The 23025-nt window shown below is 63.5% G+C and carries 20 protein-coding genes; 6 read left to right on the top strand and 14 right to left on the bottom strand.

From position 1 onward, the window contains the following. Window positions 1-2 precede the first annotated feature (2 nt). A complete protein-coding gene (locus tag ACFJIU_RS25955) occupies window positions 3-830 on the bottom strand; it encodes a ferredoxin--NADP reductase (RefSeq protein WP_379064833.1) in 828 nt (275 codons plus the stop codon). A gap of 199 nt (window positions 831-1029) precedes the next feature. On the opposite strand from ACFJIU_RS25955, the gene ACFJIU_RS25950 reads away from it, so the two are divergent. Both ACFJIU_RS25950 and ACFJIU_RS25945 read left to right on the top strand, forming a co-directional pair. Then, complete coding sequence (locus tag ACFJIU_RS25950) at window positions 1030-3102, top strand: hydantoinase/oxoprolinase family protein (RefSeq protein ID WP_379064831.1); 2073 nt, start codon at window positions 1030-1032, stop codon at window positions 3100-3102. Continuing rightward, a complete protein-coding gene (locus ACFJIU_RS25945; protein WP_379064829.1) occupies window positions 3099-4784 on the top strand; it encodes a hydantoinase B/oxoprolinase family protein in 1686 nt (561 codons plus the stop codon). The genes ACFJIU_RS25950 and ACFJIU_RS25945 overlap by 4 nt, the downstream gene beginning before the upstream one ends. A 112-nt stretch (window positions 4785-4896) precedes the next feature. Here ACFJIU_RS25945 and ACFJIU_RS25940 read toward each other — a convergent pair whose 3' ends face one another. The 13 genes from ACFJIU_RS25940 to ACFJIU_RS25880 all read right to left on the bottom strand — a co-directional run bounded on the left by ACFJIU_RS25940 (window position 4897) and on the right by ACFJIU_RS25880 (window position 19634). Further along, window positions 4897-5646 carry an ABC transporter ATP-binding protein gene (locus ACFJIU_RS25940; protein ID WP_379064827.1) on the bottom strand — a complete coding sequence of 250 codons (750 nt, stop codon included), beginning with the start codon at window positions 5644-5646 and terminating at the stop codon, window positions 4897-4899. Further along, window positions 5643-6485 carry an ABC transporter ATP-binding protein gene (locus ACFJIU_RS25935; RefSeq protein WP_379064825.1) on the bottom strand — a complete coding sequence of 281 codons (843 nt, stop codon included), beginning with the start codon at window positions 6483-6485 and terminating at the stop codon, window positions 5643-5645. The genes ACFJIU_RS25940 and ACFJIU_RS25935 overlap by 4 nt, the downstream gene beginning before the upstream one ends. Further along, window positions 6482-7408 (bottom strand): nickel transporter permease, encoded by a 927-nt coding sequence (nikC, locus tag ACFJIU_RS25930; protein WP_379064823.1) that lies wholly within the window; start codon window positions 7406-7408, stop codon window positions 6482-6484. The genes ACFJIU_RS25935 and nikC overlap by 4 nt, the downstream gene beginning before the upstream one ends. Continuing rightward, window positions 7405-8400: an ABC transporter permease gene (locus ACFJIU_RS25925; protein ID WP_379073222.1), complete on the bottom strand. Its 996-nt coding sequence runs from the start codon at window positions 8398-8400 to the stop codon at window positions 7405-7407. The genes nikC and ACFJIU_RS25925 overlap by 4 nt, the downstream gene beginning before the upstream one ends. 75 nt (window positions 8401-8475) lie before the next feature. Beyond that, the gene (locus tag ACFJIU_RS25920) at window positions 8476-10119 is read right to left on the bottom strand and encodes an ABC transporter substrate-binding protein (protein ID WP_379064820.1); all 1644 of its coding nucleotides are present in this window, start codon (window positions 10117-10119) and stop codon (window positions 8476-8478) included. Window positions 10120-10366: 247 nt separating this feature from the next. Then, the gene (pcaF, locus tag ACFJIU_RS25915; RefSeq protein ID WP_379064818.1) at window positions 10367-11575 is read right to left on the bottom strand and encodes a 3-oxoadipyl-CoA thiolase; all 1209 of its coding nucleotides are present in this window, start codon (window positions 11573-11575) and stop codon (window positions 10367-10369) included. 160 nt (window positions 11576-11735) lie between these two features. Beyond that, window positions 11736-12803, bottom strand: coding sequence for a D-alanine:D-lactate ligase-like protein (locus ACFJIU_RS25910; RefSeq protein ID WP_379064816.1), 1068 nt, complete (start codon window positions 12801-12803; stop codon window positions 11736-11738). 93 nt (window positions 12804-12896) lie between these two features. Beyond that, complete coding sequence (locus ACFJIU_RS25905) at window positions 12897-13769, bottom strand: SMP-30/gluconolactonase/LRE family protein (RefSeq protein WP_379064814.1); 873 nt, start codon at window positions 13767-13769, stop codon at window positions 12897-12899. Next, a complete protein-coding gene (locus ACFJIU_RS25900) occupies window positions 13766-14407 on the bottom strand; it encodes a 2-dehydro-3-deoxy-6-phosphogalactonate aldolase (RefSeq protein ID WP_379064812.1) in 642 nt (213 codons plus the stop codon). The genes ACFJIU_RS25905 and ACFJIU_RS25900 overlap by 4 nt, the downstream gene beginning before the upstream one ends. Continuing rightward, entirely contained in the window at window positions 14404-15348 is a 945-nt protein-coding gene (locus ACFJIU_RS25895) for a 2-dehydro-3-deoxygalactonokinase (protein WP_379064810.1), read from the bottom strand. Before ACFJIU_RS25895 ends, ACFJIU_RS25900 begins: the two co-directional genes overlap by 4 nt. Continuing rightward, window positions 15345-16112 (bottom strand): SDR family NAD(P)-dependent oxidoreductase, encoded by a 768-nt coding sequence (locus ACFJIU_RS25890; RefSeq protein ID WP_379064808.1) that lies wholly within the window; start codon window positions 16110-16112, stop codon window positions 15345-15347. The genes ACFJIU_RS25895 and ACFJIU_RS25890 overlap by 4 nt, the downstream gene beginning before the upstream one ends. A gap of 262 nt (window positions 16113-16374) precedes the next feature. Further along, the gene (locus ACFJIU_RS25885) at window positions 16375-17724 is read right to left on the bottom strand and encodes a putative bifunctional diguanylate cyclase/phosphodiesterase (protein WP_379064806.1); all 1350 of its coding nucleotides are present in this window, start codon (window positions 17722-17724) and stop codon (window positions 16375-16377) included. Window positions 17725-17840: 116 nt separating this feature from the next. Beyond that, window positions 17841-19634 (bottom strand): GtrA family protein, encoded by a 1794-nt coding sequence (locus ACFJIU_RS25880; protein ID WP_379064804.1) that lies wholly within the window; start codon window positions 19632-19634, stop codon window positions 17841-17843. A gap of 107 nt (window positions 19635-19741) precedes the next feature. Between ACFJIU_RS25880 and ACFJIU_RS25875 the strand changes: the two genes are divergently transcribed. The 4 genes from ACFJIU_RS25875 to gshB all read left to right on the top strand — a co-directional run bounded on the left by ACFJIU_RS25875 (window position 19742) and on the right by gshB (window position 22965). Beyond that, on the top strand, window positions 19742-20722 hold the full coding sequence (locus ACFJIU_RS25875; RefSeq protein WP_379064802.1) for a glycosyltransferase: 981 nt from the start codon (window positions 19742-19744) through the stop codon (window positions 20720-20722). A 25-nt stretch (window positions 20723-20747) separates the two neighbouring features. Beyond that, window positions 20748-21446, top strand: coding sequence for a class I SAM-dependent methyltransferase (locus ACFJIU_RS25870; RefSeq protein ID WP_379064800.1), 699 nt, complete (start codon window positions 20748-20750; stop codon window positions 21444-21446). A 2-nt stretch (window positions 21447-21448) separates the two neighbouring features. Continuing rightward, window positions 21449-21811 carry a transporter gene (locus ACFJIU_RS25865; RefSeq protein WP_379064798.1) on the top strand — a complete coding sequence of 121 codons (363 nt, stop codon included), beginning with the start codon at window positions 21449-21451 and terminating at the stop codon, window positions 21809-21811. A 212-nt stretch (window positions 21812-22023) separates the two neighbouring features. Beyond that, complete coding sequence (gshB, locus tag ACFJIU_RS25860) at window positions 22024-22965, top strand: glutathione synthase (RefSeq protein ID WP_379064796.1); 942 nt, start codon at window positions 22024-22026, stop codon at window positions 22963-22965. Window positions 22966-23025 lie beyond the last annotated feature (60 nt).

The raw sequence follows: 23025 nt of genomic DNA, 5'->3' as shown, positions 1-23025 counted from the left end.
AATCAGCCGACGAAGGCGCGCTCGACCACAAAGCTTGCCGGGGCGCTCAGCGAACCCTCGACGAAGCCGAGGTTCTCCGCCATTTCCTTGACGTCCTTCAGCATGTGCATCGAACCGCAGATCATGATGCGGTCGGTTTCCGGGTTCAGCGCCTTGATACCGAGATCGGTGTAGAACTTGCCGGACCCGACCAGCGCAGTGATGCGGCCCATGCGATCGGAGGTTTCGCGTGTCGTCGAATTGTACAGCGTCACGCGGCCACTGGTGAACTCACCGATCAGCGGATCCTCGGCCAGCGATGCCACCAGCTCCTGCCCGTAGGCCAGTTCGGCGACGTCGCGGCAGGTGTGGGTGAGATAGACGTGCTCGAACTTCTCATAGGTGTCGGGATCACGCAGCAGGCTGGCGAACGGCGCGATGCCGGTGCCGGTCGAGATCATGAACAGGCGCTTGCCCGGCGTCAAAGCGTCCAGCACCAGCGTGCCGGTCGCCTTCTGGCGCATCAGGACGGTGTCACCTGGCTGGATCTTCTGCAGGTGCTGGGTCAGTGGGCCATCCGGCACCTTGATCGAGAAGAACTCGAGTTCCTCGTCCCAGGCCGGGCTCGCCACGGAATAGGCCCGGAACACCGGCTTCTCGGCATTGGGCAGGCCGATCATCACGAATTCGCCGGAACGGAACCGCAGCGACTGCGGCCGGGTGATGCGAAAGGCGAAAAGGCGGTCGGTGTAATGTTTCACCGAAACGACCTTCTCGGCATAGACATTCGCCGGAATCGGAAATTCCAGCGGCTTGGCGGCGTCCGTGCTGGGGGCGGAAGCGGTGCTCATCGAACCAACCTTTTCCTGATGCTTTGGCCGTCCTGCGTGCCCGCTCGGCGGGCCCCGATATGCCACGGCATTGTTCAGGAGGCAGGCTCTTGTGTCGGAAATCTATTAGTATACAAATGAACTTAGCGTCAAGATCGAGCCGCGGAACGCCTTTCCAAACTGGCCCTTGTTGGCAGGTGGGACATTTCGGATTTTGGCAATGGATGAGAAAGTTCCGGCGCAATCGGATAATGTCGTGGCTGGCATCGATGTCGGCGGCACCTTCACCGACCTGATCCTCATCGACGGCCGCGATGGCGGCAAGGTGCGCATCGCCAAGACACCGACGACGCTCGACAACCAGGCCTTCGGCGTCGTTTCTGCCCTCGGAGCGACCGGTTTCTCCGCTTCCGCCATCGACCTCATCGTGCACGGTACCACCACCACCACCAATGCGGTGCTGGAGCGCCGGCTGGCCAGGACCGGCATGATCACCACGGCGGGTTTTCGCGATGTGATCGAACTCGGTCGCCGCACCCGCCCGCAGGCCTATGGCATGACCGGGACCTTCGTGCCGGTCATACCTCGCAACCTGCGACTGGAGGTTGCCGAACGCATGGAAGCATCCGGCTCGGTGCGCGTGCCTTTGGATGAGGCGGCTGTACGGCACGCGGTGCAGAACCTGCTGGCAGCGGGCTGCGAATCCCCGGTCATCCATTTCTTGCACGCCTACGCCAATCCCGCGCATGAGCGCCGCGCCGCCGCGATCGCGAAAGAGCTGTGGCCGAACGACCATATCACCACCGGCCACACGCTGCTGTCGGAAGCGCGTGAATTCGAGCGGGGCGTGACGGCCTCCGTCAACGCTGCCGTTCAGCCGATCCTGGAGCGTTATGTCGCCCGCCTGCGCAGTGAACTCGCCGCTCAGGGCTATGAACGCGATTTCCTGATCATGAATGGCAATGGCGGCATGATCTCGGCCCGGTTCGTGGCGCGAGAGGCCGCCAAGACGGTCATGTCCGGTCCGGCCTCGGGCGTCATAGCCGCGGCCTACACCGGCCGACGCTCCGGCCATCGCAATCTCGTCACCTACGACATGGGCGGCACATCCACTGACGTGGCGCTGATCCGTGATGCCGAGCCTGCGGTCTCCAACGAAATCGAACTCGAATATGCCATGCCGATCCATGTGCCGATGGTGGCTGTGCATACCGTCGGCGCCGGCGGAGGCTCGATCGCCCGCGTCGATGCCGCGGGCCTTGTCCGCGTCGGACCGGAAAGTGCCGGGGCCAGCCCGGGCCCGATCTGTTACGGCCGGGGCGGCACTGAGCCGACGATCACCGATGCCAATCTGGTGCTCGGTCGGCTTTCCCCGAACAAGCTGCTGGCCGTCGCCAATCCTGTTACCGTTGAAAGCGTCACCCGCGTGTTCGAAGACAGGATCGGCCTGTTCACCAACCTCTCCGGCGTCGAGGCGGCAGGCGCAGTGCTGAGGCTTGCCAACATGAAGATGGCCGGCGCGATCCGCATGGTCTCGGTCGGCCGTGGTCATGATCCGCGCGACTTCACCCTGTTTGCCTTTGGCGGCGCCGGTCCGCTGCACGCCAGTGCTCTGGCGCGCGAACTGGGCCTGCCGCGTGTCCTGGTGCCGGCGCGGCCCGGGATCACCAATGCGCTCGGCTGCGTGGTCGCCGACTTGCGGCACGATTTCGTCAACACGCTGAATCGTCCGGTCGCGACCCTGGATGAAGAACAGGTCCATCGCGTCCTCGACGGTCATCGCGCCGAAGGCGAGGCGCTGATCGCCAAGGAGGCGGTGAAACCGCAGACGGTCCGCATCAGCCATTCCGCGGACATGCAGTTCGTCGGCCAGACCCATCTGATCAATGTGCCGCTGCCGTCGTCCAATGTTGATCGGGCCACGCTGCAGGATCTGTTCGAGAAGGCCTATTTTACCCGCTTCAAGGTCGAGCTGCCGGAAATCCGCGCCAATCTCGTCAATCTGAATACGTCCGTCATCGGTGTGCGTCCGCAGATCGATCTTTCGGCGCTGATCGATCCGGCCGGCCGGGCTCCCACGCTGCGGAAGGCGCGGTTGGAAATCCGCCCGGTCTGGTATGACGGCACCTGGCACGACACCCCGGTCTATGCGCGCGACAGACTGCCGCTCGAAGCCGTCATCAAGGGCCCGGCGATCATCGAGCAGATGGACGCCACCACGGTACTGGAGCCAGGCGACAGGGCCACAAGCGATTCGGACGGCAACCTGATCGTGGAGGTTGGAAGTCGATGACGCACGTCATGCTGGACGCCATCACCCTGTCCGTCATCCAGGCTGCTCTGCAGCAGGTCTGCGACGAGATGGACCTGACCTTTTCGCGCGCCGCCTTTTCCCCGGTCATCGCCGAGGCCAATGACCGTTCCGACGGCATCTATTCCGCTGTCGATGGTTCGCTCATTGCCCAAGGTTCGCAGGGCCTGCCGGTCTTTGTCGGCGTCATGCAACACTCGACGAAAACGGTGATCGAGATGATCGCGGCTGGCCGTTGCCTGCCGCCGCAGCCTGGCGACATCTACATCGTCAACGACCCCTATCTCGGTGGCACGCATCTGATGGATGTGCGCTTCGCCATGCCGGTCTATCGCGATGGCGACATCTTCTGCTGGCTCTCCAACACCGGCCATTGGCCCGATATCGGCGGTGCCGTGCCAGGCGGCTTTTCCGCTTCAGCCACCGCCGTCGAGCAGGAAGGGCTGCGCCTGCCGCCGGTGAAGCTGTTCAAGCAGGGCGTGCTCGATCCCGAGATCTACGCCATCATCTGCTCCAACATCCGTGTCGCCGACCAGCGTATCGGCGACATCAAGGCGCAGGCGGCCGCTTTGCTGGTCGGCCAGGACAGGCTCGGCGAAATCCTCGATCGTTATGGCGACCAGACCGTCTCCGCGGCGATCCGGGAACTGCGCCAGCGCGCCGCCGAACAGATGCGCGCCAACATCATGGCGATCCCGGACGGGGTCTATCGCTCGAAGGCTTTTGTCGATTCCGATGGCGTCGTCGACGAACCGCTGACCATCGCGCTCGCGGTGGAGAAGGAGGGCGACACGCTGACCTTCGACTTCACGGGCTCCTCCAAGCCCTGCGCGGGGCCGATGAACAGCGTGCTGGCGACGACGCTGTCTTCCGTCTATCTCGCCATGCGTCACATCTTCCCGGATGTGCCGATCAGCGCCGGTGCCTTCGAGCCGCTCATCGTCAAAAGCCCGGAAGGCACGTTCCTCGATGCCCGATATCCGCGGCCGGTGTCCGGATGTGCCGCGGAAGTGTCGCAGCGCATCGCCGAAGCCGTTTTCGCGGCCATGGTGTTGGCGCTGCCGGGCAAGGTGACGGCTGCGCCTGCCGGCTCCAGCGGCAATTTTGCGCTTGGCGGCCATGACCCGGCCCGTGGCCGCGACTTCGTCATGTACCAGATCTCCGGAGGCGGTTACGGCGGCAATGCCTGGCATGACGGCCTGTCCAACGGCTGCTCGACCATAGGCATCTCGAAGTCGCCGCCGGTCGAGATCATGGAGCAGGCTTTTCCGGTGCTCTACCGGCACTATGCGCTGCGCGAGGGATCCGGCGGCGCCGGCCGCCATCGCGGTGGCATGGGCCTTGCCTATGAGGTCGAACTGCTGCGTGGCGAGGCGCGTGCTTCCTTCGTCATGGACCACGGCCGTTTCGGCCCGCAGGGTGTGCTCGGCGGCAAGGACGGCGCCGTCAACACCGTGACCGTCATCCGCGACGGCAAGGAACACGTGCCGCCGCACCTTTCCAAGGAACAGGACATCCCGCTGAAAGCCGGCGACCGGGTGCGTGTCGGCACGCCGGGCGGCGGTGGCTATGGCAACCCGCTCGAACGATCGAGCGAGGCCGTCCGGCACGACGTCGCGATGGGATATTACACGGCCGAGGAAGCGAACCGGCTGTTCGGGTGAATCTTAGAGCGTTTCCGTTTTTCACGGAAACGCTCTAACTTTTGCTTTCACGCAATTCCGGACGGAAAACCGCTACACACTTTTCCTGAAGCTGCTCGAAGCCGGCGATTGGTCACCCTGCCCTGACGAAGCCTTCGGATGCCTTGAGCAGGCGTCTGGTGTAGTCCTGAGCGACATTGTGGGAGACGAGGTCGGCGGCGGCGAGCTGTTCGACAGCCTCGCCGTTCTGCATGACCATCAGCCGCTCGCACATGTGGTTGATGACGGCGAGGTCGTGGCTGACCATCAGATAGGTGAGGCCGCGATCGCGCCGCACCTGTTCGAGCAGGTTCAGCACCTCCGCCTGCACCGAGGCATCGAGCGCCGAGGTCGGCTCGTCGAGCAGAAGGATCGATGGCTCCAGGATCAGCGCACGCGCGATCGCCACACGCTGGCGCTGGCCGCCCGACAGCTGGTGCGAATAGCGGAAGCGGAAGCCGGAGCTGAGCCCCACTTCTTCCAGAGCACGCCGGATGCGGGCCTCGCTGTCACCGACGCCATGGATGGCCAGCGGCTCCTGCAGCAGCCGGTCCACCGTCTGGCGCGGATGCAGGGACCCATAAGGGTCCTGGAACACCATCTGCACCTGACGGTAGAAGGCCTTGTCACGCCTGCGGCCAAGCGGCTTTCCGTTGACGCTGATGCTGCCCGAGGCGATCGGGGCAAGACCGGCAATGGCGCGCAGCAGCGTCGACTTGCCGGAGCCCGATTCCCCGACCAGTCCGAAGGATTCACCCGGCTGCACCGCGACGCTGACACCCTTGAGTGCCCGGAACTGGTCGAAGATGACCTCGACCCTGTCTGCCAGAAGTGCAGCCGTCATGCCGCCCACTCCGCCTTGCGTGCCAGCACCGGCAAGGGATGCCGGTCGTTGCCGATCTTGGGCATGCAGTCGAGCAGGCCTTGTGTGTAGGGATGCCGGGCGTTGGAAAGCTCGGAAGCCGGCAGCTGTTCCACCACCTTGCCGGCATACATGACCACGACACGGTCGCAGAAGGAGGAGACGAGCCTGAGATCATGCGAGATGAAGACCAGGCCCATGCCGCGCTCCGCCACAAGCCGGTCGAGGATGGCCAGCACGTCGAGCTGCACCGTCACGTCGAGCGCCGAGGTCGGCTCGTCGGCGATCAGCAATTCCGGATCGGCAATCAGCATCATGGCGATCATGGCGCGCTGGCCCATGCCACCCGAGACTTCATGCGGATAGAGATCGAAGACACGCTTCGGATCGCGGATCTGCACCGCCGCCAGCATGTCGAGGGCACGTTCCCTTGCCTCGGCTTTTGAGACCTTCTCATGGGTGCGCAGGGTCTCGACGATCTGGCGGCCGATGCTGATGACGGGATCGAGCGAGTACTTCGGATCCTGCAGGATCATGGCGACACGCTTGCCGCGCAGCGCCCGGCGTTCGCGCGCCGGCAGCGACAGAAGGTCGATGCCGTCGAACTGCAGCCGGGCTGCGCTCACCTCTGCCCTCGGATCTGTCAGGCCCATGATGGCGCGGCCGGTCTGGGATTTGCCGGAGCCGGATTCACCGACGATGCCGAGGCGTTCGCGTCCCAACGAGAAGGAGACGCCGCGCACCGCTTCGATGACCCCGGTGCGGGTGGGGAAGCGGACCCTGAGATTGTCGACTTCGAGCAGGCTCTTCTCAGCACTCATTGGCCGGAGCTCCTTGGATCGAGCGCATCGCGCAGGCCGTCACCGAGCAGATTGAAGCCGAGGCTGACGATGAGGATGGCCATGCCGGGCATGGCAGCCACCCACCACTGGTCGAGGATGAAACGACGGCCCGACGCAATCATCGCTCCCCATTCCGGCAACGGCGGCTGCGCGCCCAGACCTAGGAAGCCGAGGCCGGCGGCAATGATGATGATGCCGGCCATGTCGAGGGTGACACGCACGATCAGCGAGGAGATGCACATCGGCATGATGTGGCGCAGCACGATCCGCGCCGGCGAGGCGCCCATGATCTCGATGGCCTTGATGTAATCGGAATTGCGCACCATCAGCGTTTCGGCGCGGGCGATGCGGGCGTAAGGCGGCCATGAAGTGATGGCGATGGCGATGATGGCGTTCTCGATGCCGGGCCCGAGGGCGGCCACGAAGGCCAGCGCCAGGATCAGCTTCGGAAAAGCGAGGAAGATGTCGGTGATGCGCATCAGGATCGCATCGGTCCAGCCGCCGGCATAGCCGGCGACGGTCCCGACGATGAGGCCGATGGGCGCGGCGATCAGCGCAACCAGCACGATGACATAAAGCGTCAGCCGCGAGCCGTAGATGACGCGCGAGAGAATATCGCGCCCCTGGTCGTCGGTTCCCATCCAGTGCGTCCAGTCGGGCGCCAGCAAGCGTGAGCCACGCAGGTCGCCCACCACCGGCGAGTAGGGGGCCAGCAGACCGGCAAAGATGGCGACGAAGACCAGTGCCAGGATGATGAAGAGCCCGATCACCGCCAGCTTGTTGGCGGTGAAGCGGCGCCAGGTCATGTAGGAGCGGCCAAGCCGCGCCTGCGTGCGCGAATGCGGCCGCTCCGACAGCAGCCACTCGCGCCAGCCTGTCTTTGAGGTCTCGGCGATGCTCATGACCGTGTCCTCGGATCGAGAAGCTGGTAGAGCAGGTCCGACAACAGGTTGAGCGCGATGAACACCGCGCCGATCATGACGGTAGCTCCGAGCACGGCGTTCATGTCGGCGTTCTGCAGCGAGTTGGTGAGATAAAGCCCGATGCCAGGCCGCGAGAACACCGTCTCCGTCAGCACCGAGCCTTCGAGCAAGGTGGCGTAGGACAGCGCAATCACCGTCACCAGCGGAACAGCGGCATTGCGCAGCGCATGCCCCCAGATGATGCGTGTCTCCGACAGGCCTTTCGCACGGGCAGCCACCACGTATTCCTGAGCAAGCTCGTTCAGCATGAAGGAGCGCGTCATGCGGCTGATATAGGCCATCGAGATGTAGCCCAGCAGCGAGGCCGGCAGGATGATGTGCGAGAACACGTCGCGGAACGCGCCCCAGTCGCGCTGGATGACGGCATCGACCAGATAGAGCCCGGTGATCGGCGTGAAGGTGTATTCATAGGCGATGCCGATGCGACCTGGTCCCTCGACCCAGCCGAGTCTTGCGTAGAAGACCAGCAGGCCGAGCAGGCCTAGCCAGAAGATCGGCATCGAATAGCCGATGAGGCCAATGACGCGCACTGCCTGGTCGATGAACGAACCACGTTTTACCGCCGCCAGCACGCCGAGCGGGATGCCGAACAGCAGGCCGATCAGCGTGCCGACCGTCGCCAGTTCCAGCGTTGCCGGGAAAACGCGGCGGATGTCCTGCATGACCGGATAGGTCGACAAAACGGAGGTGCCGAAGTCGCCCTGCAGCGCCTTCTGGACGTAGAGCAGGAACTGTTGCCAGACCGGCAGGTCGAAGCCGTATTGCTGGCGCGCGGCCGCAACCACGCTGGCTGGAGCGCGGTCGCCGACGATCGCCAGCACCGGGTCGATCGGCATGACGCGGCCGATGAAGAAGGTGACCGCGATCAGCCCCAGGAAGGTGACCGCGGCGATGAAGATGAAGCGCAGCAGCGCGAGCCCGAGGGCGGAGGCTTTTTTGCGCCTCCGCCCCGGCTGATTGGTCGTGTGGGCGAGCGACAAGGTCGGTTACTTGGTTACCGGCGCCACGAAATTGGTGTCGAAAGTCGGCCCGAGCTTGAAGCCCTGCACGTTCTTGCGCAGGCCGGCAACCTCGGTCTGCTGCCAGATGAAGTTGAACGGACCCTGTTCGCGGATCTTGGTCTGAACGTCCTGATACATCTGGGTACGCTTGGCGGGATCACGCTCGAGCAAGGCCGCCGCCGATTCTTTCTGGATGTCCGCCGGCACGTCCCAGGCGTTGCGCCAGGCCAGCGTCTTGTTCATGGAATCGTCGGCATTGTTCGGGTTGGTGGCGAAGGTCTCCGAATTGGAGTTCGGATCCCAGTAGTCGACGCCCCACATCAGGATGGCGGCATCATGCTGACGGGCGCGGTAGCGGGTCAGCAGCTGCTTGAAGTCCTCCGGCACCAGTTCGATCTTGATGCCGGCCTGCGCCGCGGTCTGCTGGATGGATTCGGCAACGCCGGATTCCGGCTGGCCGCTGCGGGTGTCGAGCGTGATGGTGAACCCGTCCTTCAGGCCGGCCTTTTCCAGCAGTTCCTTGGCCTTGGCGATGTCGAGCTTGTAGGGCTTGCCGTCCACCGAGCCGAGGATGCCCTTGGGAAGGAAGTTCTGGTGCACCACGCCGATGCCCTTGAGCAGCGTGTCGCCAAGCGCGTCGTAGTCGATGAGGTACTTGAACGCTTCCCGCACTTCCGGCTTGGCGAGGTTCGGGTTCTTCTGGTTGAGGCTGATGTAGTAGACCGTGCTCTTCGGCACCGAAGCGGTGGCGAGGTCGGCATTCTTGCCGACGGCCTCATAGTCGCCCGGCTGCAGGTTGCGGGCGATGTCGATGTCGCCCTTCTCCAGCAGCAGGCGCTGCGCGGCACTTTCCTTGACGTGGCGATAGATCACGCGCGTCATGTTGCCCTTGGTGCCGTAGTAGTTGTCGTTGCGCTCCAGCACGACGACTTCGTTGGCGCGCCATTCGCGGGTCTTGTACGGACCGGAACCGGCATAGTTGGTCTTCAACCAGGCGTTGCCGAAATCATTGTCGAACTTGTAGTCGGCGCTTGGCGTGGCGGCGGCGACATGTTCCTTGACCAACTTGCTGTCGACGATGGCGCCGACGGTGGCGGTCAGGCAGTTCAGCACGAAGCTCGGCGCATAGGCCTTGTCGACCGTGAAGACGAAGGTGGAGGCATCCGCTGCCTTCGCCTTTTCGGCGACATTGTCGGCGGTGAGCCCGAACTGCTGGATGATGAAGGCGGGGCTCTTGTTGAGCTTGACGGCGCGCTCGAACGACCAGGCCACATCGGCGGCGGTGATCTCATTGCCGGAAGCGAACTTCAGGCCCGGCTTCAGCTTGAAGGTGTAGGTCAGTGCATCGTCGGAGACGGTCCAGCTTTCGGCAATGCCGCCGACCACCTTGGTGGTGTCGTTGGCATCGAGGCGGACCAGCATGTCATAGGTGTTGCCGGTGATCTCACCGGTCGACAGCTCGAACGCCTCTGCGGGATCGAGCGAGATGATATCGTCGATCGCCCAGGCCTGGACCAGCGTGTCGGGCGGGGTGTCGGCCAGCGCCGGGGCGCCGGCATAAACCAGGGCGGCAAGCGCGGCACCGGTCAGGAAGGTGCGCGAGCGGAGAGTGATCTTGTGCATCATCATCTTCGAATTTCCTTGTTTCGTCGCCCCTGTTCCCCGTGTGGGACGCGACGTCGTTGCGCCGACAGGCCTTATTTGTTGAAGCCTCGAACAACCATATCCGGCGCCTTTCGGCCCGGCAACGAGCATTTGTGTGACAAAAGCCGATCGAGCAGGGCGTGTTGAGTTTCGAGCGATGCAGGCCTGTCCATGATGGCTGGATACTCCGTGTTGGGCATGAACCTCAACACGCCCCAAAACGTCTTTCCGCTCAGACCCTTTCGAGTGCGATGGCGATGCCCTGTCCGACACCGATGCACATGGTGGCGAGCGCGAGGCGGGCGTTGCGTTCCTTCAGTTCCAGCGCCGCCGTGCCGGTGATGCGGGCTCCGCTCATGCCGAGCGGATGGCCGAGCGCGATGGCACCGCCATTCGGGTTGATGTGGGCAGCGTCTTCCGGGAGGCCGAGTTCGCGCAGCACCGCGAGACCCTGCGCCGCGAACGCCTCGTTGAGCTCGACCACGTCGAAGTCCCGTGGTGTCAGGTTGAGCCGGGCGCAGAGCTTGCGGGTTGCCGGCACCGGTCCGATGCCCATGATGCGCGGTTCGACACCGGCCGTGGCCGCGCCCAGCACGCGGGCGATCGGAGTGAGGCCATATTTGGCGATGGCTGCTTCCGAAGCCACAATCAGCGCCGCCGCGCCATCATTGACGCCAGATGCATTGCCCGCCGTCACCGTGCCGCCTTCCTTGCGGAATGGGGTTCCAAGCCTGGCCAGCGTGTCGACGGTGGTGCCGGCACGCGGATGCTCGTCCTGTGCCACCACGATCGCATCACCCTTTCGCTGCGGGATGGTGACGGGAACGATTTCCCTGGCCAGCCGGCCATTGGCCTGTGCCGCCACCGCCTTGTCCTGGCTGCGCACCGCAAAGGCATCCTGGTCGGCCCGGCTGACAGAAAACTGCTCGGCGACGTTCTCAGCCGTCTCCGGCATGGAATCGATGCCGTACTGCTTCTTCATCAGCGGATTGACGAAGCGCCAGCCGATGGTGGTGTCGTGGATTTCGGCATGGCGTGAGAAGGCGGTCTCGGCCTTGGGCATGACGAAGGGGGCACGGCTCATCGATTCCACGCCGCCGGCGATCATCAGTTCGGCCTCGCCGGCCTTGATGGCGCGGGCGGCGATGGCCACCGCATCCATGCCAGAGCCGCACAGCCTGTTGACGGTCGAACCCGGCACCGAGACCGGCAGGCCGGCCAGGAGCGCTGCCATGCGGGCGACGTTGCGGTTGTCCTCGCCGGCCTGGTTGGCGCAGCCATAATAGACGTCGTCGACCGCTTCCCAGTCGATACCGGCATTGCGCGCCACCAGTGCCCTGATCGGCTCGGCACCGAGATCATCCGCACGAACCGAGGCAAGAACCCCGCCGAACCGGCCGATCGGCGTGCGAACATAATCGCAGATATACGCTTCGCTCATGTCGTGATTCCTTCCCTCGCCCGCGCGGTCGGCGCGGACCATCCGATAGAGCATTTTGTAGCCAAGTGGAATCACTTGGCGTTACAAAAATGCGGCGAAAACAAAAACCTAGAGCGTTTCCGTGAAAAACGGAAACGCTCTAGCGTCGGATTTCTTGATTTCAGCTCGCCAGGCGGCGGGCAGCGGTTTCGGCCATGGCCTCGGCAAGGCTCATCGACCACTGCGCGCGACAATAGGCGCGGAAATCGAAACAGGGCAAGCCGGGGCAGACCTCGAATTCGATCAGATGAACCGTACCGTCCGCATCGACGCGCAGATCGATGGAAAAGACATCGCGCAGACCAAGACCGGCCATCAGCCTGGAGGCGATGCGGCGGATCTCGGCATCCGCCGCGGGCTGCGAGGCGGCGAGCGCGACAAGTTCAGGCTCGGCATAGACACCGGTTGCCCTGGCCGCGGCGCCGGTGTCGCCGTAAAGCGCCAGGCTGTCGGCCATGGTCTGGAAATCGCCTCCGGAATCGACCAGGAAAACTCCCAGCGACGAGATGTCGGCATGTCCTGTCACGTCGAGGAAGCTCGCGCGCACATTGCGGCCGGCGACATAGGGCTGCACCACCACATCGTCGCGGTAATGCGAGAAGACGCGGCGGCTGAGCTCCAATGCCTGGCTTAAGTCGCGACAATGCGAATCCGGCCAGATGCCTATCTTGGCGCCGAGCCGGTTCGGTTTCACGAACCAGCCGTTTTGGCTGGCAGGTGGTTCGGCCAGCCAGTGGCCGTCACGGGCAAGGCCAGCCTGTGGCACCGGCAGTCCGAGAGCGGAAAGCACGGCACCCGAGCGGAACTTGTCCTGGCAGAGCGCAAAGAGGGAATCGTCCGCGCCGACCGCCTTCAGCCCTGCCAGCCTAGCCAAGGCAGGGGCTGTGCCGCCGCGGAAATAGGCGATGCCGTCCGTCAGCGTCCAAACGAGTGAGTTGGCAGGGTCTGCACCGGCGATCGCAGCGGTTGCTTCATCCAGCTCCAGCGGCGTGAAGGTTATGCCCCGCTTGCTCGCTTCGCGCCAGATCTCGGCAAATTCGGGCGCGAGATCGGTCGACTGGGCGAGGTAGGACGAAATTTCGGCCGCACGCTCTCGAGGATGGCCCTGGTTCACAAGCCGGTCGAGACAGGCTTTCTCCGGTTCATAGACAAGGAAAAGGCGTGGCTGCGGCATAACGGCTGGACCCATGGAATTGGAACCAGTCTCGCTATTGGTCGGTCTCTCGGTTCCGACGAAACCGACCTGCGCGGCAACGCCAGCGACCAGAACAATGCTGGCCGTTCAGATCAGCACGCGTGGCTCGAACCGGCCCCGGACCGGAAAATCGATCACGAACGTCTTGCCGGCATCGGGATCGGCGGCCCGCTGCGCTTCGTCCTGGTCGGCCCATGCCGACGTCACGGCCAGCCGATCCGCGCTTGCGCCGACGAAAGCCGGACAGGACGGCTGGGTGACGGGCATGCGGATGGAACGCACCAGCTTGCCGTCCGGCGCATAGGCATTGACGGCAGCAGCACCCCAGCACGCATTCCACAGGATGCCGTCGCGATCGACGACCGAGCCGTCGACATCGCCGACACTCTGCCGATGGTCGCCGAACAGCCTGGGTTCGCCCACCGGCAGTCCGGTCTTCGGATCGCAGTCGACCCGCATCAGTAGTTTTTCATTGCTGTCGACATAGTAGGCGACGGTACCATCTTCGCTGAAGGCGATGGAATTGGGGATGGTGATGCCGTCGTAGAGCTTGCGCAGCTCGCCCTTGAAGAACCAGTAGATGGCGCCTGCCTTCTTTTCATGGGTCTTGCTCATGGTGCCGAGCCAGAAGGCGCCGCATGGGTGTACGCGCGCATCATTGGAGCGGGTGCTCTTGTTTTCAGCTTCGATCGAGGTGTGAAGCGTGAGTTTGCCGGTCGCGGCGTCGCGCAGATGCAGGCCGGTCTCGGTGAAAACCAGCTGCCGCTTGTCATCGACGATGGCGATCGCGCTCGCCATCTGGCCGAGGTCGTGCGCTTTGGTGGCGCCGCTGCGGCCGCGCTCCAGCAACTGGCCATGGACGATGTTGAACCAGAAGAGCTTGCCCGTTGTCGGATCATAGCTCGGGCCTTCGCCGAGTTCGCAGACATAGTCGGACAGGATCGAAACGATGCCGGTCATGCTTGTTCTCCAAAAACCTGATCCCAGACGGTAACGGCAGCTTCGGCGCGCGCGGTTACATCGGCTACCGTCATGCCCGGCTTGAACAGGCTGGAGCCCAGCCCGAAGACGCTGACGCCGGCCGTCCTGTAGCCGGCGAAGTCCTTTTCCGAAACGCCGCCCACAGCCCCCACCAGAGTGGCTGCCGGCAGGACTGCGCGCATGGCGGCGATGCCTCCCGCACCGAGCACGCTTGCCGGAAAGAACTTCAGCGCCGAGGCGCCAAGGCGAATTGCCTGGAAGGCTTCGGTAGGGGTGAGGACGCCGGGCATGGTGACCAGGCCGTGGTGCGCGGCACGGCGCATGACATCCGCGTCGATATTCGGGCTGACCAGAAGCCGCCCCCCGGCAAGCTTCAAGGCGTCGACATCCTCGGCGGTCAGCACGGTGCCGGCACCGATCAGCGCCTTTTCCGGCAGCGCCTTCACGATCGCCGCAATGGACGTGAATGGATCAGGTGAGTTCAGCGGCACTTCGATGGCTTCTATGCCGGCGCGGTAAATCGCTTCGGTTACAGCCACCGCTTCATTCGGATGCAGGCCGCGCAGGATGGCAACGAGACCACGCTTCAGTTTCGGGAACGACGCGGTTGGGTTCATGCTGTGTCTTCCTTGCGGGCAATCATGCCGTTTTCTCGTGCGGCTGCAAACAGCCCGGCGCGCACGGCGGCATCGGCGTCGACGGATCGAACCTGAAGTCCGGATAAAACCAGCGCCTCGGCGTAGAGTGCAGCGAGCGCGCCCGAGCCTACCAGCACCACCGGCCCGCCGGCGCTTCCGTAGCGCCGTCTGGCCGAAGCGATTTCGCCGCCGATGAGCAGGCCGGAGAGACGGGCGGCGGCCTCGGCGGGTTTCAGATCCTGCAGCAGTCCGGCAGCGCGAATGGCGAACAGGCGCGACGAGATATCGCCGCCGTCTTCGAGGGCTTCCCGGCACCAGTATCGAAAACCTTCATTGCCTGCGATGACCGCTGCCGGCTGTTCACCAAGCGAATGGCGCAGGATCGAATGGGTCGCCAGCACGGAAAACAATTCGCCCGTCGGCCAGGTGCCGAAACTGGTCACCGCGCCATCTTCCACCACCACCCATTTCGAATGGGTTCCGGGCATGCAGACAAGATGCTGTCCCCTGGCCGGGAGATCCGCGCCGGCCAGTTGCGTTTCCTCGCCGCGCATCACATCCGGCGTATCCGCCAGCCGCTGGGCCAGGCCGGGGACGATGCGCACGTCGCGCGCCGTATCGGGCACGCGGATAGCGCCTTGCAGGATGGCATTGATCGGTGCCGGCACATCGACATACGACGCCTCGATCCAGCCCTGGCGCGAGCCGGCCATGCCGCAGATGACCACGGGCAAGGTTGCCGGTGCGTCCATTGCCGCGAGGTGCCGCTCGAGCACGTTTGAAAAGCCGGCTTCGCGCGCCGTGATCAGGCCGTCGTCGCCTCGCCGCTCGGCCAGCACCTTGCCGTCGCCGGCAAGCAGCCAGGCGCGCAGCCGGGTCGTGCCCCAGTCGATAGCGGCGATCGCAGGTGTGGCGTTCACAGCAGTCCTCCGTCGACGATCAGCGTCTGTGCCGTCAGCATGGCTGAGGCATCCGATGCCAGAAACAGGCATGGCCCGACCATGTCATCGGGATGCATCTCACGCGGGATGGCCTGTCGTGCGATATGGGCCTCGACCTTGCCAGGGGCAGCCCAGAGCTGGCGCTGGCGTTCGGTGATGACCCAGCCGGGCGCAATTGCATTCACGCGAATGCCGTCCTTGCCATAGCGGCCGGCCAGGCCCTTGGTCAGGCCGATGATGCCCGCCTTGGCGGCCGTATAGGCCGGCATGTCACCGATGTTCAGCATGAAGGATGTCGAGGTGAAATTGACGATGGCGCCGCGGCCCAGCTTCTTCATTCCGGGCACGACGGCCTGAATGGTGAAGAAATGCGGCCTGAGGTTGATCGAAAGATTGTCATCCCATTCGTCGACGGTCACCGTCTCGGCGGTGTGACGGATGTCGTTGGCGGCGTTGTTGACCAGGACACTGATCGGTCCATGTGCCTGGTCGGCTGTCTGCACCGCCTGCCGCAACGCCTCGATGTCGCGTAGGTCGGCATTGAGGAACAGCGGTTTGTTGCCGGTCAGGCCCGCGACTTCATCGCAAAGTGCCTGGCTCGGTGTTTCGGCGATATCGACAAAAGCGACTTTGGCTCCCTGCCGGGCGAAGCCTTCCGTCAGCCTGGCGCCGATGCCGGTACCTCCGCCGGTGATCAGCACCGACGCGCCTTCCAGATCGGCAAACCGCGCCGATGGCATCATTATGCGTTCCTCCACTCGCGCATCGGCCCGAAAATCGGAACCGATTTTCGGAAAGCACGATGCGCCCTTCAAAAATGCTAGAGCGTCCTTTGCGCGTCCGAGAGGACGTGCGGCGCTCTGGTCTGACGGCGCCGCATCCTAGCCAGCGGCTTGGACGGAGCAAGCGCGAAAGTGCCTACAGCATCATTTTGTCGGACAAATGGGAAACGGGAAGAAAAACCGCCAATCCGTGAGGACCGGCGGTCTGGCAACGTTTCAGATTTCAGATCGCCTTGGCGCGCAAGGCGCCGCGAAAGGAATCCCGCAGATAACCGAGCGTCGCATCGGCATTGGCCGGCTTGCCGAACAGATAGCCCTGACCGCCGGCGCAGCCGAACTGCACGAGCCGGTCGGCCTGCGCCTCCTGCTCGATGCCTTCGGCCACGACATCCATGCCGAGCCCTTCGCACATGGCCAGAATGGCCCGGATGATGTGTTCGGACGGACGATCCTCCAGGATGGACGATACGAAGGCGCGGTCGATCTTGAGCTTGTCGAAGTTGAATTCGCGCAGGCGGCCGAGCGACGATTGGCCGGTGCCGAAATCGTCGAGCGAGACACGGATACCGACGCGGCGCAGATCTTCGACGATCTTCTCGGCCGAAATCGGATCGTTCATCAGGCCGGTCTCGGTGATCTCGATCTCCAGCCGGCGCGGATCGAAACCGGTACGGTCAAGGATCGACAGGATGTGCAGCCCGGTGTTCTGGTCGACGAGTTGCGACGGTGACAGGTTGAAGGACAGGAACAGATCGCCGGGCCAGCCGCGTGCTGCCTCCGTTGCCTTGCGCAGCACCAGCTGCGACAGCGGGCCGATGATGCCTCGCTCTTCGGCGATCGGAATAAAGACGGCGGGAGAGACCGGGCCGAGGTCTGGATCCGACCAGCGCGCCAGAGCCTCGAAGCCGATGGTGCGGCGGGTGCCGAGATCGACGATCGGCTGGAAATGCGGCTCGACCTCGCCGGCTGAAACCGCGCGTCGCAGGGCTTGTTCGATGCGGGTGACGCGCTTGGCCGCCTCTTCCATCTCGCGAGTATAGACGACGACCTTGCCGCGGCCGGAGCGCTTGGCGTGGTAAAGCGCCGTCTCCGCCTTGTTGATGAGGATCTCGGTCGTCTCCTCGCCGGAATAGAACAGCGAGCAGCCGGTGGAGGCCGAAAGCCTGGCGGTGCGCTCGCCGACATCATAGGGCGCCGACAGGATCTCGATCAGCATGCGCGCCCGCTCGGTGGCGGCTTCTTCGCTGAAGACCATCGGGTAGAGAAAGGCGAACTCATCCGCGCCGATACGACAGACCGTGGAATGGCTGTCCATGGAAGCGCGCAGGCGCATCGCCACCTGGATCAGGATGTCGTCCCCGGCCTTGTGGCCGAACAGATCGTTGATCGGCTTGAAACCGTCGAGGTCGAGAATGCCGACGGCAAAAGGGGCCGGATCGTCCGAACGGTCCGCAATCAAGCGTTCCACCTTGTCGAAGAAACGACGGTGGTTTCCGAGGCCGGTCAACGGATCGGTGAAGGCCAGATCCGTATTCTCCCTGTTCGTCTGCCCGGTGCCAAACGAGGTTTGCATCGGCGTCCCTGTTCTTATTCTGGAATTTCTTATCAGAGTGACAGCAAACCGTTTAAGAAAGGTATCTCGAATATAAGCCGGCGCTTTCTCAGCGAACGACGCCGGCAGGCTGAAGCTTAGTCGGGTTTGACACGATAAAGCTCGAGCGGCTGGCCTGCCGTGCCGGGCACGGGTTCCAGCCAGGTTGGCAGTTGGCCTTCGAGGAGTTCGGCCAGGAAACCGTTCGGCGCCGCGTCGACGAGATTGCCGGCTTCGGGATCGGAGCGGCAGAGCGCGACCAGTCCGATATGCTGGTTTCGAACGACTGTCTGAGCCATTGCAGCCTGACCGGTGAAGGCGTCCAGAACGAGAAGGTTGCCTTCGACATTGCGGTGATAAGGGCCGGCCAACACGCGATGGTCGGTATAGGCAAGGATCGGTGAGCCGAGATTGGAGACTGCCAGCACCGTGGTTGCGGGCATGCCGGCCAGCACGGCGTAGTCGAGTGAGCCCTTGCATCCGCTCGCGCTGCTTTCAGCGGCGCTCTCTCGCGCGGTGTTGGTCAACATCGTCGTCGACCGGGCCGCCGTGCTCCATGTCACGTTGAGCGAGATCAGCCAGGCCAGCACCATTGCCACAGACGTACGCAACGACGGCGATCTTGCTGCGCGTTCGCGCCACATCGCCACCCAGGCAGCGAGTGGAATGACCGCCAGGGTGACTGAAAATACCATGCCCCGGACCTGCCAGATGCTGACGGCAAAGGCCATGAGCAGCAGCGCGGTCATGACGTAGACCACGCGGCGACGGTCCCCACGAATCAGGCGGAAGGCGAGAAGGACCAGTGCAATCAGCGGCGTGACGTAGCAGCCGACGACCGACGCGCGATCGTGTTTCATCAGCTGGAACAGCGACTGTGCTTCCTCGACGTTGTTCAGCCAGAGTGTGTGCAGGCGGGGGTCGAGATTGGCGAACGGCGCCTGCAGGCACTGTGGAAACAGCAGGATTACGACGACGGCGACGATGCCTGCCAACAGAACGAGGGCCAGTAGCCTACGCGAAACGCTGGCATTGAACCGGTCGACTGAAGCGGCGGCGGCGAGCCCGATTCCGCAAATGAAGGCAACGGCAAATTGGACCGCTGAGAAAGCATCGCAAGTCGCCGTTCCCCAGTTTGAAGGGGCAACCGTCAACACAAGGACCAATACCGAAACGCCGGCGAAACCAAGCCCGAAACCGGCCGCAGTGGGCGCTTCCTGCCTTCCGGAGAAGAGAAACAAACCCGCCACACACGAACCGATTGCCGCAACCAACGGCGCGGTTTCCATACCGATTGCCAGGCTCAGGGCAGCGCAGGTTCCCGACAGCATGGCCGCTGGGCGCCAGTCGGGCGCGGCGAGCAGGAAATTGACGGCAGCCATGACGAGCAGGAGCTGGATATTGTGATGGTCGATGTCGCCGGGTGCGAAAATACCCATGAAGTACAGCGCGGCACCGGTGATGATCATCGCCGGGAGGCCCACCGCATCACCGCCAAGGCGTCGCGCGGCCCGAACGACAAAGAAAGCGGTCAGCCAGTACATCAGCGTCGGCCAAGCCACCTTGGCGAAGCTTTCGGCAAGCCATGTGGGCGCGCCGAAAGCCTTTGCAACCAGGATCAAAGCACTGAGCAATACGTCGACCAGCCGTGACCAGTGCATGACGAATCCACCTTCCGGACCCATCCTGTACTGATGCAGGTCGAACCAGCCCTGGCCGGCCATGAAATCGCGCACTTCGACGAGTCTGAGCAGGCTGTCATTGTCGCCATTGCTGTTGCTCATCGTCTTGAAGCCGCCGATGGCACTGATTGTCAGCACCACCAGCGCGACGACAAGCGTCCAGGCAAGATCACGCCGCCAGCTCGAGGCCCTATTTTCGGCCGCGCCCATCGAAAAGCCCCCAAACCCAGATGTGTCTAAACCTAGCCTTAACGGCTTCAATAAATAGTAAAGTCAGCCTCCAGCGCTCGGTCGCCGGGGTCCAGCGAGAAACAGCGATGGTACACGAAGTCCGCTATGAACCGACGATTGCGGTCTTGCTGCCCTGCTACAATGAGGAGCTGACCATCGCCGATGTCGTGCGGCGGTTTCGCGAGGCGCTGCCCGTCGCGACGATCTACGTCTATGACAACAATTCGAAAGACCTTACGGCGCTGAAGGCACGCGCTGCCGGCGCCGTCGTCGTGCGCGAGCCAAGACAGGGCAAGGGCAATGTCGTGCGGCGCATGTTTGCCGACATCGATGCCGATATCTACCTGATGGCCGATGGTGACGGCACCTACGCGCCAGAGGACGCACCTCTGCTCATCAATACGCTGCTTACCGAGCGCTGCGACATGGTTGTCGGCACAAGGCGCGGCGTCACGAACGATGCCGGGCGGCAAGGCCACGCTTTCGGCAATCGCCTGTTCAACAGCCTGTACAAGCGCCTGTTCGGACGCGATTTCACGGATATCTTCTCCGGCTACCGCGTCTTCAGCCGGCGTTTCGTCAAGAGTTTTCCGGCGGTGTCGGGCGGCTTCGAAATCGAGACGGAGATGTCGGTACACGCTTCGCAGCTCAAGCTGCCGGTCAGCGAGATCGCACTCGACTATGGCCGTCGCGTCGAGGGCTCGTCTTCAAAACTGTCAACGTTCCAGGATGGCGCCAGGATTCTCTGGATGTTCACCATGCTGATGAAGGAGACGCAGCCGCTGCGCTTCTTTGGGGCGATTTCCATTTTGCTGCTGACTGCCAGCGCGGTCCTGGGCGTGCCGGTGTTTGTCGAGTTCGCCGAAACGGGTCTCGTGCCGCGCATTCCCACCTGGGTGCTTTCGGTCGGACTGCTGCTTCTGTCGATGCTGATGCTGGCAACCGGACTGGTCCTCGATTCCGTCTCGCGGGGCCGGGCAGAGCAGAAGCGGATTTTTTATCTCAGCATGCCGGGTCGCCAGAACAGTACCGCCTCCACGCCAGATGCGTCGAACAGGGCGGCTTGACAGCAATCGTTTTGGAGAAATCTCCTTGAACCGCGAAACCACCAATCGCATCCGCTTTGTTCTCGAAGATGTCCTGCCGCCGGTCATCCGCGACTCGCGGCTGTTCCGCTCTGTCGCCAGCCTGGCCTGGGGCGACCATATCGCGCGGCTGGCTTCCTTTCGCGAACGTGCTCCCTTCCTGACCGCGGAGGAGTACGAGACGCTCTATCGCGACCATCCACGGGTTCATGAGGGCACGGACAACTCGCAGGCCTGCATAGAGAAGATCATCGCCTCGACGGTCGGTCAGTCGGTCTGCGACGTTGGCTGCGGCACCGGCATTCTGCTGAAACGTATTCGCGCGGCGCGCGAAGGCGGCCGCTATGTCGGTGTCGACTTCGTTGTCGAGGATGCGGCCGCCATCGACGGCATCGACTATGTCGCCGCGCGCATCGAGGATCTGCCTTTCGAGGATGGCGCCTTCGACACCGTGGTCTGCACCCATGTCATCGAGCACGTCCTCGAATATCGGCAGGCGATTGCCGAGTTGCGGCGGATTGCCCGCAAACGCCTGATCATCGTCGTCCCGCGCGAGCGGGAATACCGCTATTCCTTCAATCCGCATTTCAACTTCTTCCCCTACACGCACTCGTTCCTGCGTGCGATGCATCCGGTGCCGACCAGCCATGTCTGTGTCGATGTCGGACGCGACATCTTCTACTGCGAAGACCGGCCCGGGGCTTGATCGTGGTCGGCGCGCTGCCTTTTCCTGTGCTGGCGGGTCTGGTGCTGACGCCGCTGATGATTTCGGCAGGTCAGGTCCTCTTCAAGCTCACAAGCGCGCGCGCCGGCGCGGCCGACCTGGCTGGCCTGATCGCAACCATCCTGGATCCTTACCTGCTCGCTGCCTTTGCCATCTATGGCATCGGCACGATCGTCTGGGTCTATGTGCTGAAATCCGTGCCGCTCACCGTCGCCTATCCGTTCATGGCGATGACCTTCTGCGTCGTGCCGCTCCTTGCCTGGGGCCTGCTTGGTGAGGCCCTTACGGCGCGATATATGCTGGGCACGGCATTGATCGTCGGCGGTCTGATCGTCATCAACGCCTGAGGTCGATGCTCTTGCGCCTTCCACCGCTGGTGTCACCGGTTAGGCGGTTGCGGCGCTTGACAGGTTGAGGCGCGTCGCTTCATGTCCTGCTCGTTGGAGTGTTGCCGCTTTTCGCGGAAACGCGGGACGCTCTAACTCTTTGTTATCGTGCAATTCCGAACGCAGAACCGCTGCGCACTCTTGCTGGAATTGCTCCAGATTGGAGACCCTGCATGTCCCTCGAAGTCGCCGTCCAGATGGACCATGTCTCGACCGTCAACATCGCCGGCGACACCTCCTTCGCGCTCTCCCTGGAAGCGCAACGGCGTGGTCACAGATTGTATCACTACACGCCGGACCGGCTGTCATTGCGCGATGGCAAGGTCTTCGCTCGGATCGAGGCGATGCAGGTGCGCGACGTCAAGGGCGACCACTTCACGCTCGGCGAGGCTGTGCGTACGGATCTCGCCGAGATGGACGTGATCCTGCTGCGCCAGGACCCGCCCTTCGACATGAACTACATCACCACCACGCATATTCTTGAACGCATCCATCCGAAGACGCTGGTGGTGAACGACCCGGCCTGGGTGCGCAACAGCCCCGAGAAGATCTTCGTCACCGAATTCGCCGACCTGATGCCGGAGACGCTGATCACCAAGGATCCGCAGGAAGTGGCCGCTTTCCGCAAGGAGTTCGGCGACATCATCGTCAAGCCGCTCTACGGCAATGGCGGCGCCGGCATCTTCCATCTGCAGGAGGCCGACCGCAATCTGGCCTCGCTGCTGGAGATGTTCGGCCAGCTGTTCCGCGAACCCTACATTGTCCAGCGTTACCTGAAGGACGTGCGCAAGGGCGACAAGCGCATCATCCTGATCGACGGCGAACCGGTCGGCGCCATCAATCGCGTGCCCGCCGAATTCGAGTCGCGCTCCAACATGCATGTCGGCGGCCGGGCGGAGAAGACGGACCTGACCGCGCGGGAGCGCGAGATCTGTGCCCGTATCGGTTCGTCGCTGAAGCAACGCGGTTTCATCCTCGTCGGCATCGACGTGATCGGCGACTACATGACCGAGATCAACGTCACCTCGCCGACCGGCATACGCGAAGTGAAGCGCTTCGGTGGCGCGGACATCGCCGCCCTGTTCTGGGATGCGGTGGAAGCCAAGCGCGGCTGACCTTCCCGCGGCCGTTCCGTTGCTTCGCCAGGGCGGCAACGCGACGACATCCTGCAAGCG

Origin of the sequence: Mesorhizobium sp. UC74_2, from assembly GCF_042701485.1 — a bacterium.
In the GTDB taxonomy this organism is placed as follows: Bacteria; Pseudomonadota; Alphaproteobacteria; order Rhizobiales; family Rhizobiaceae; genus Mesorhizobium.
This window is presented reverse-complemented; position numbering and strand designations above follow the sequence as displayed.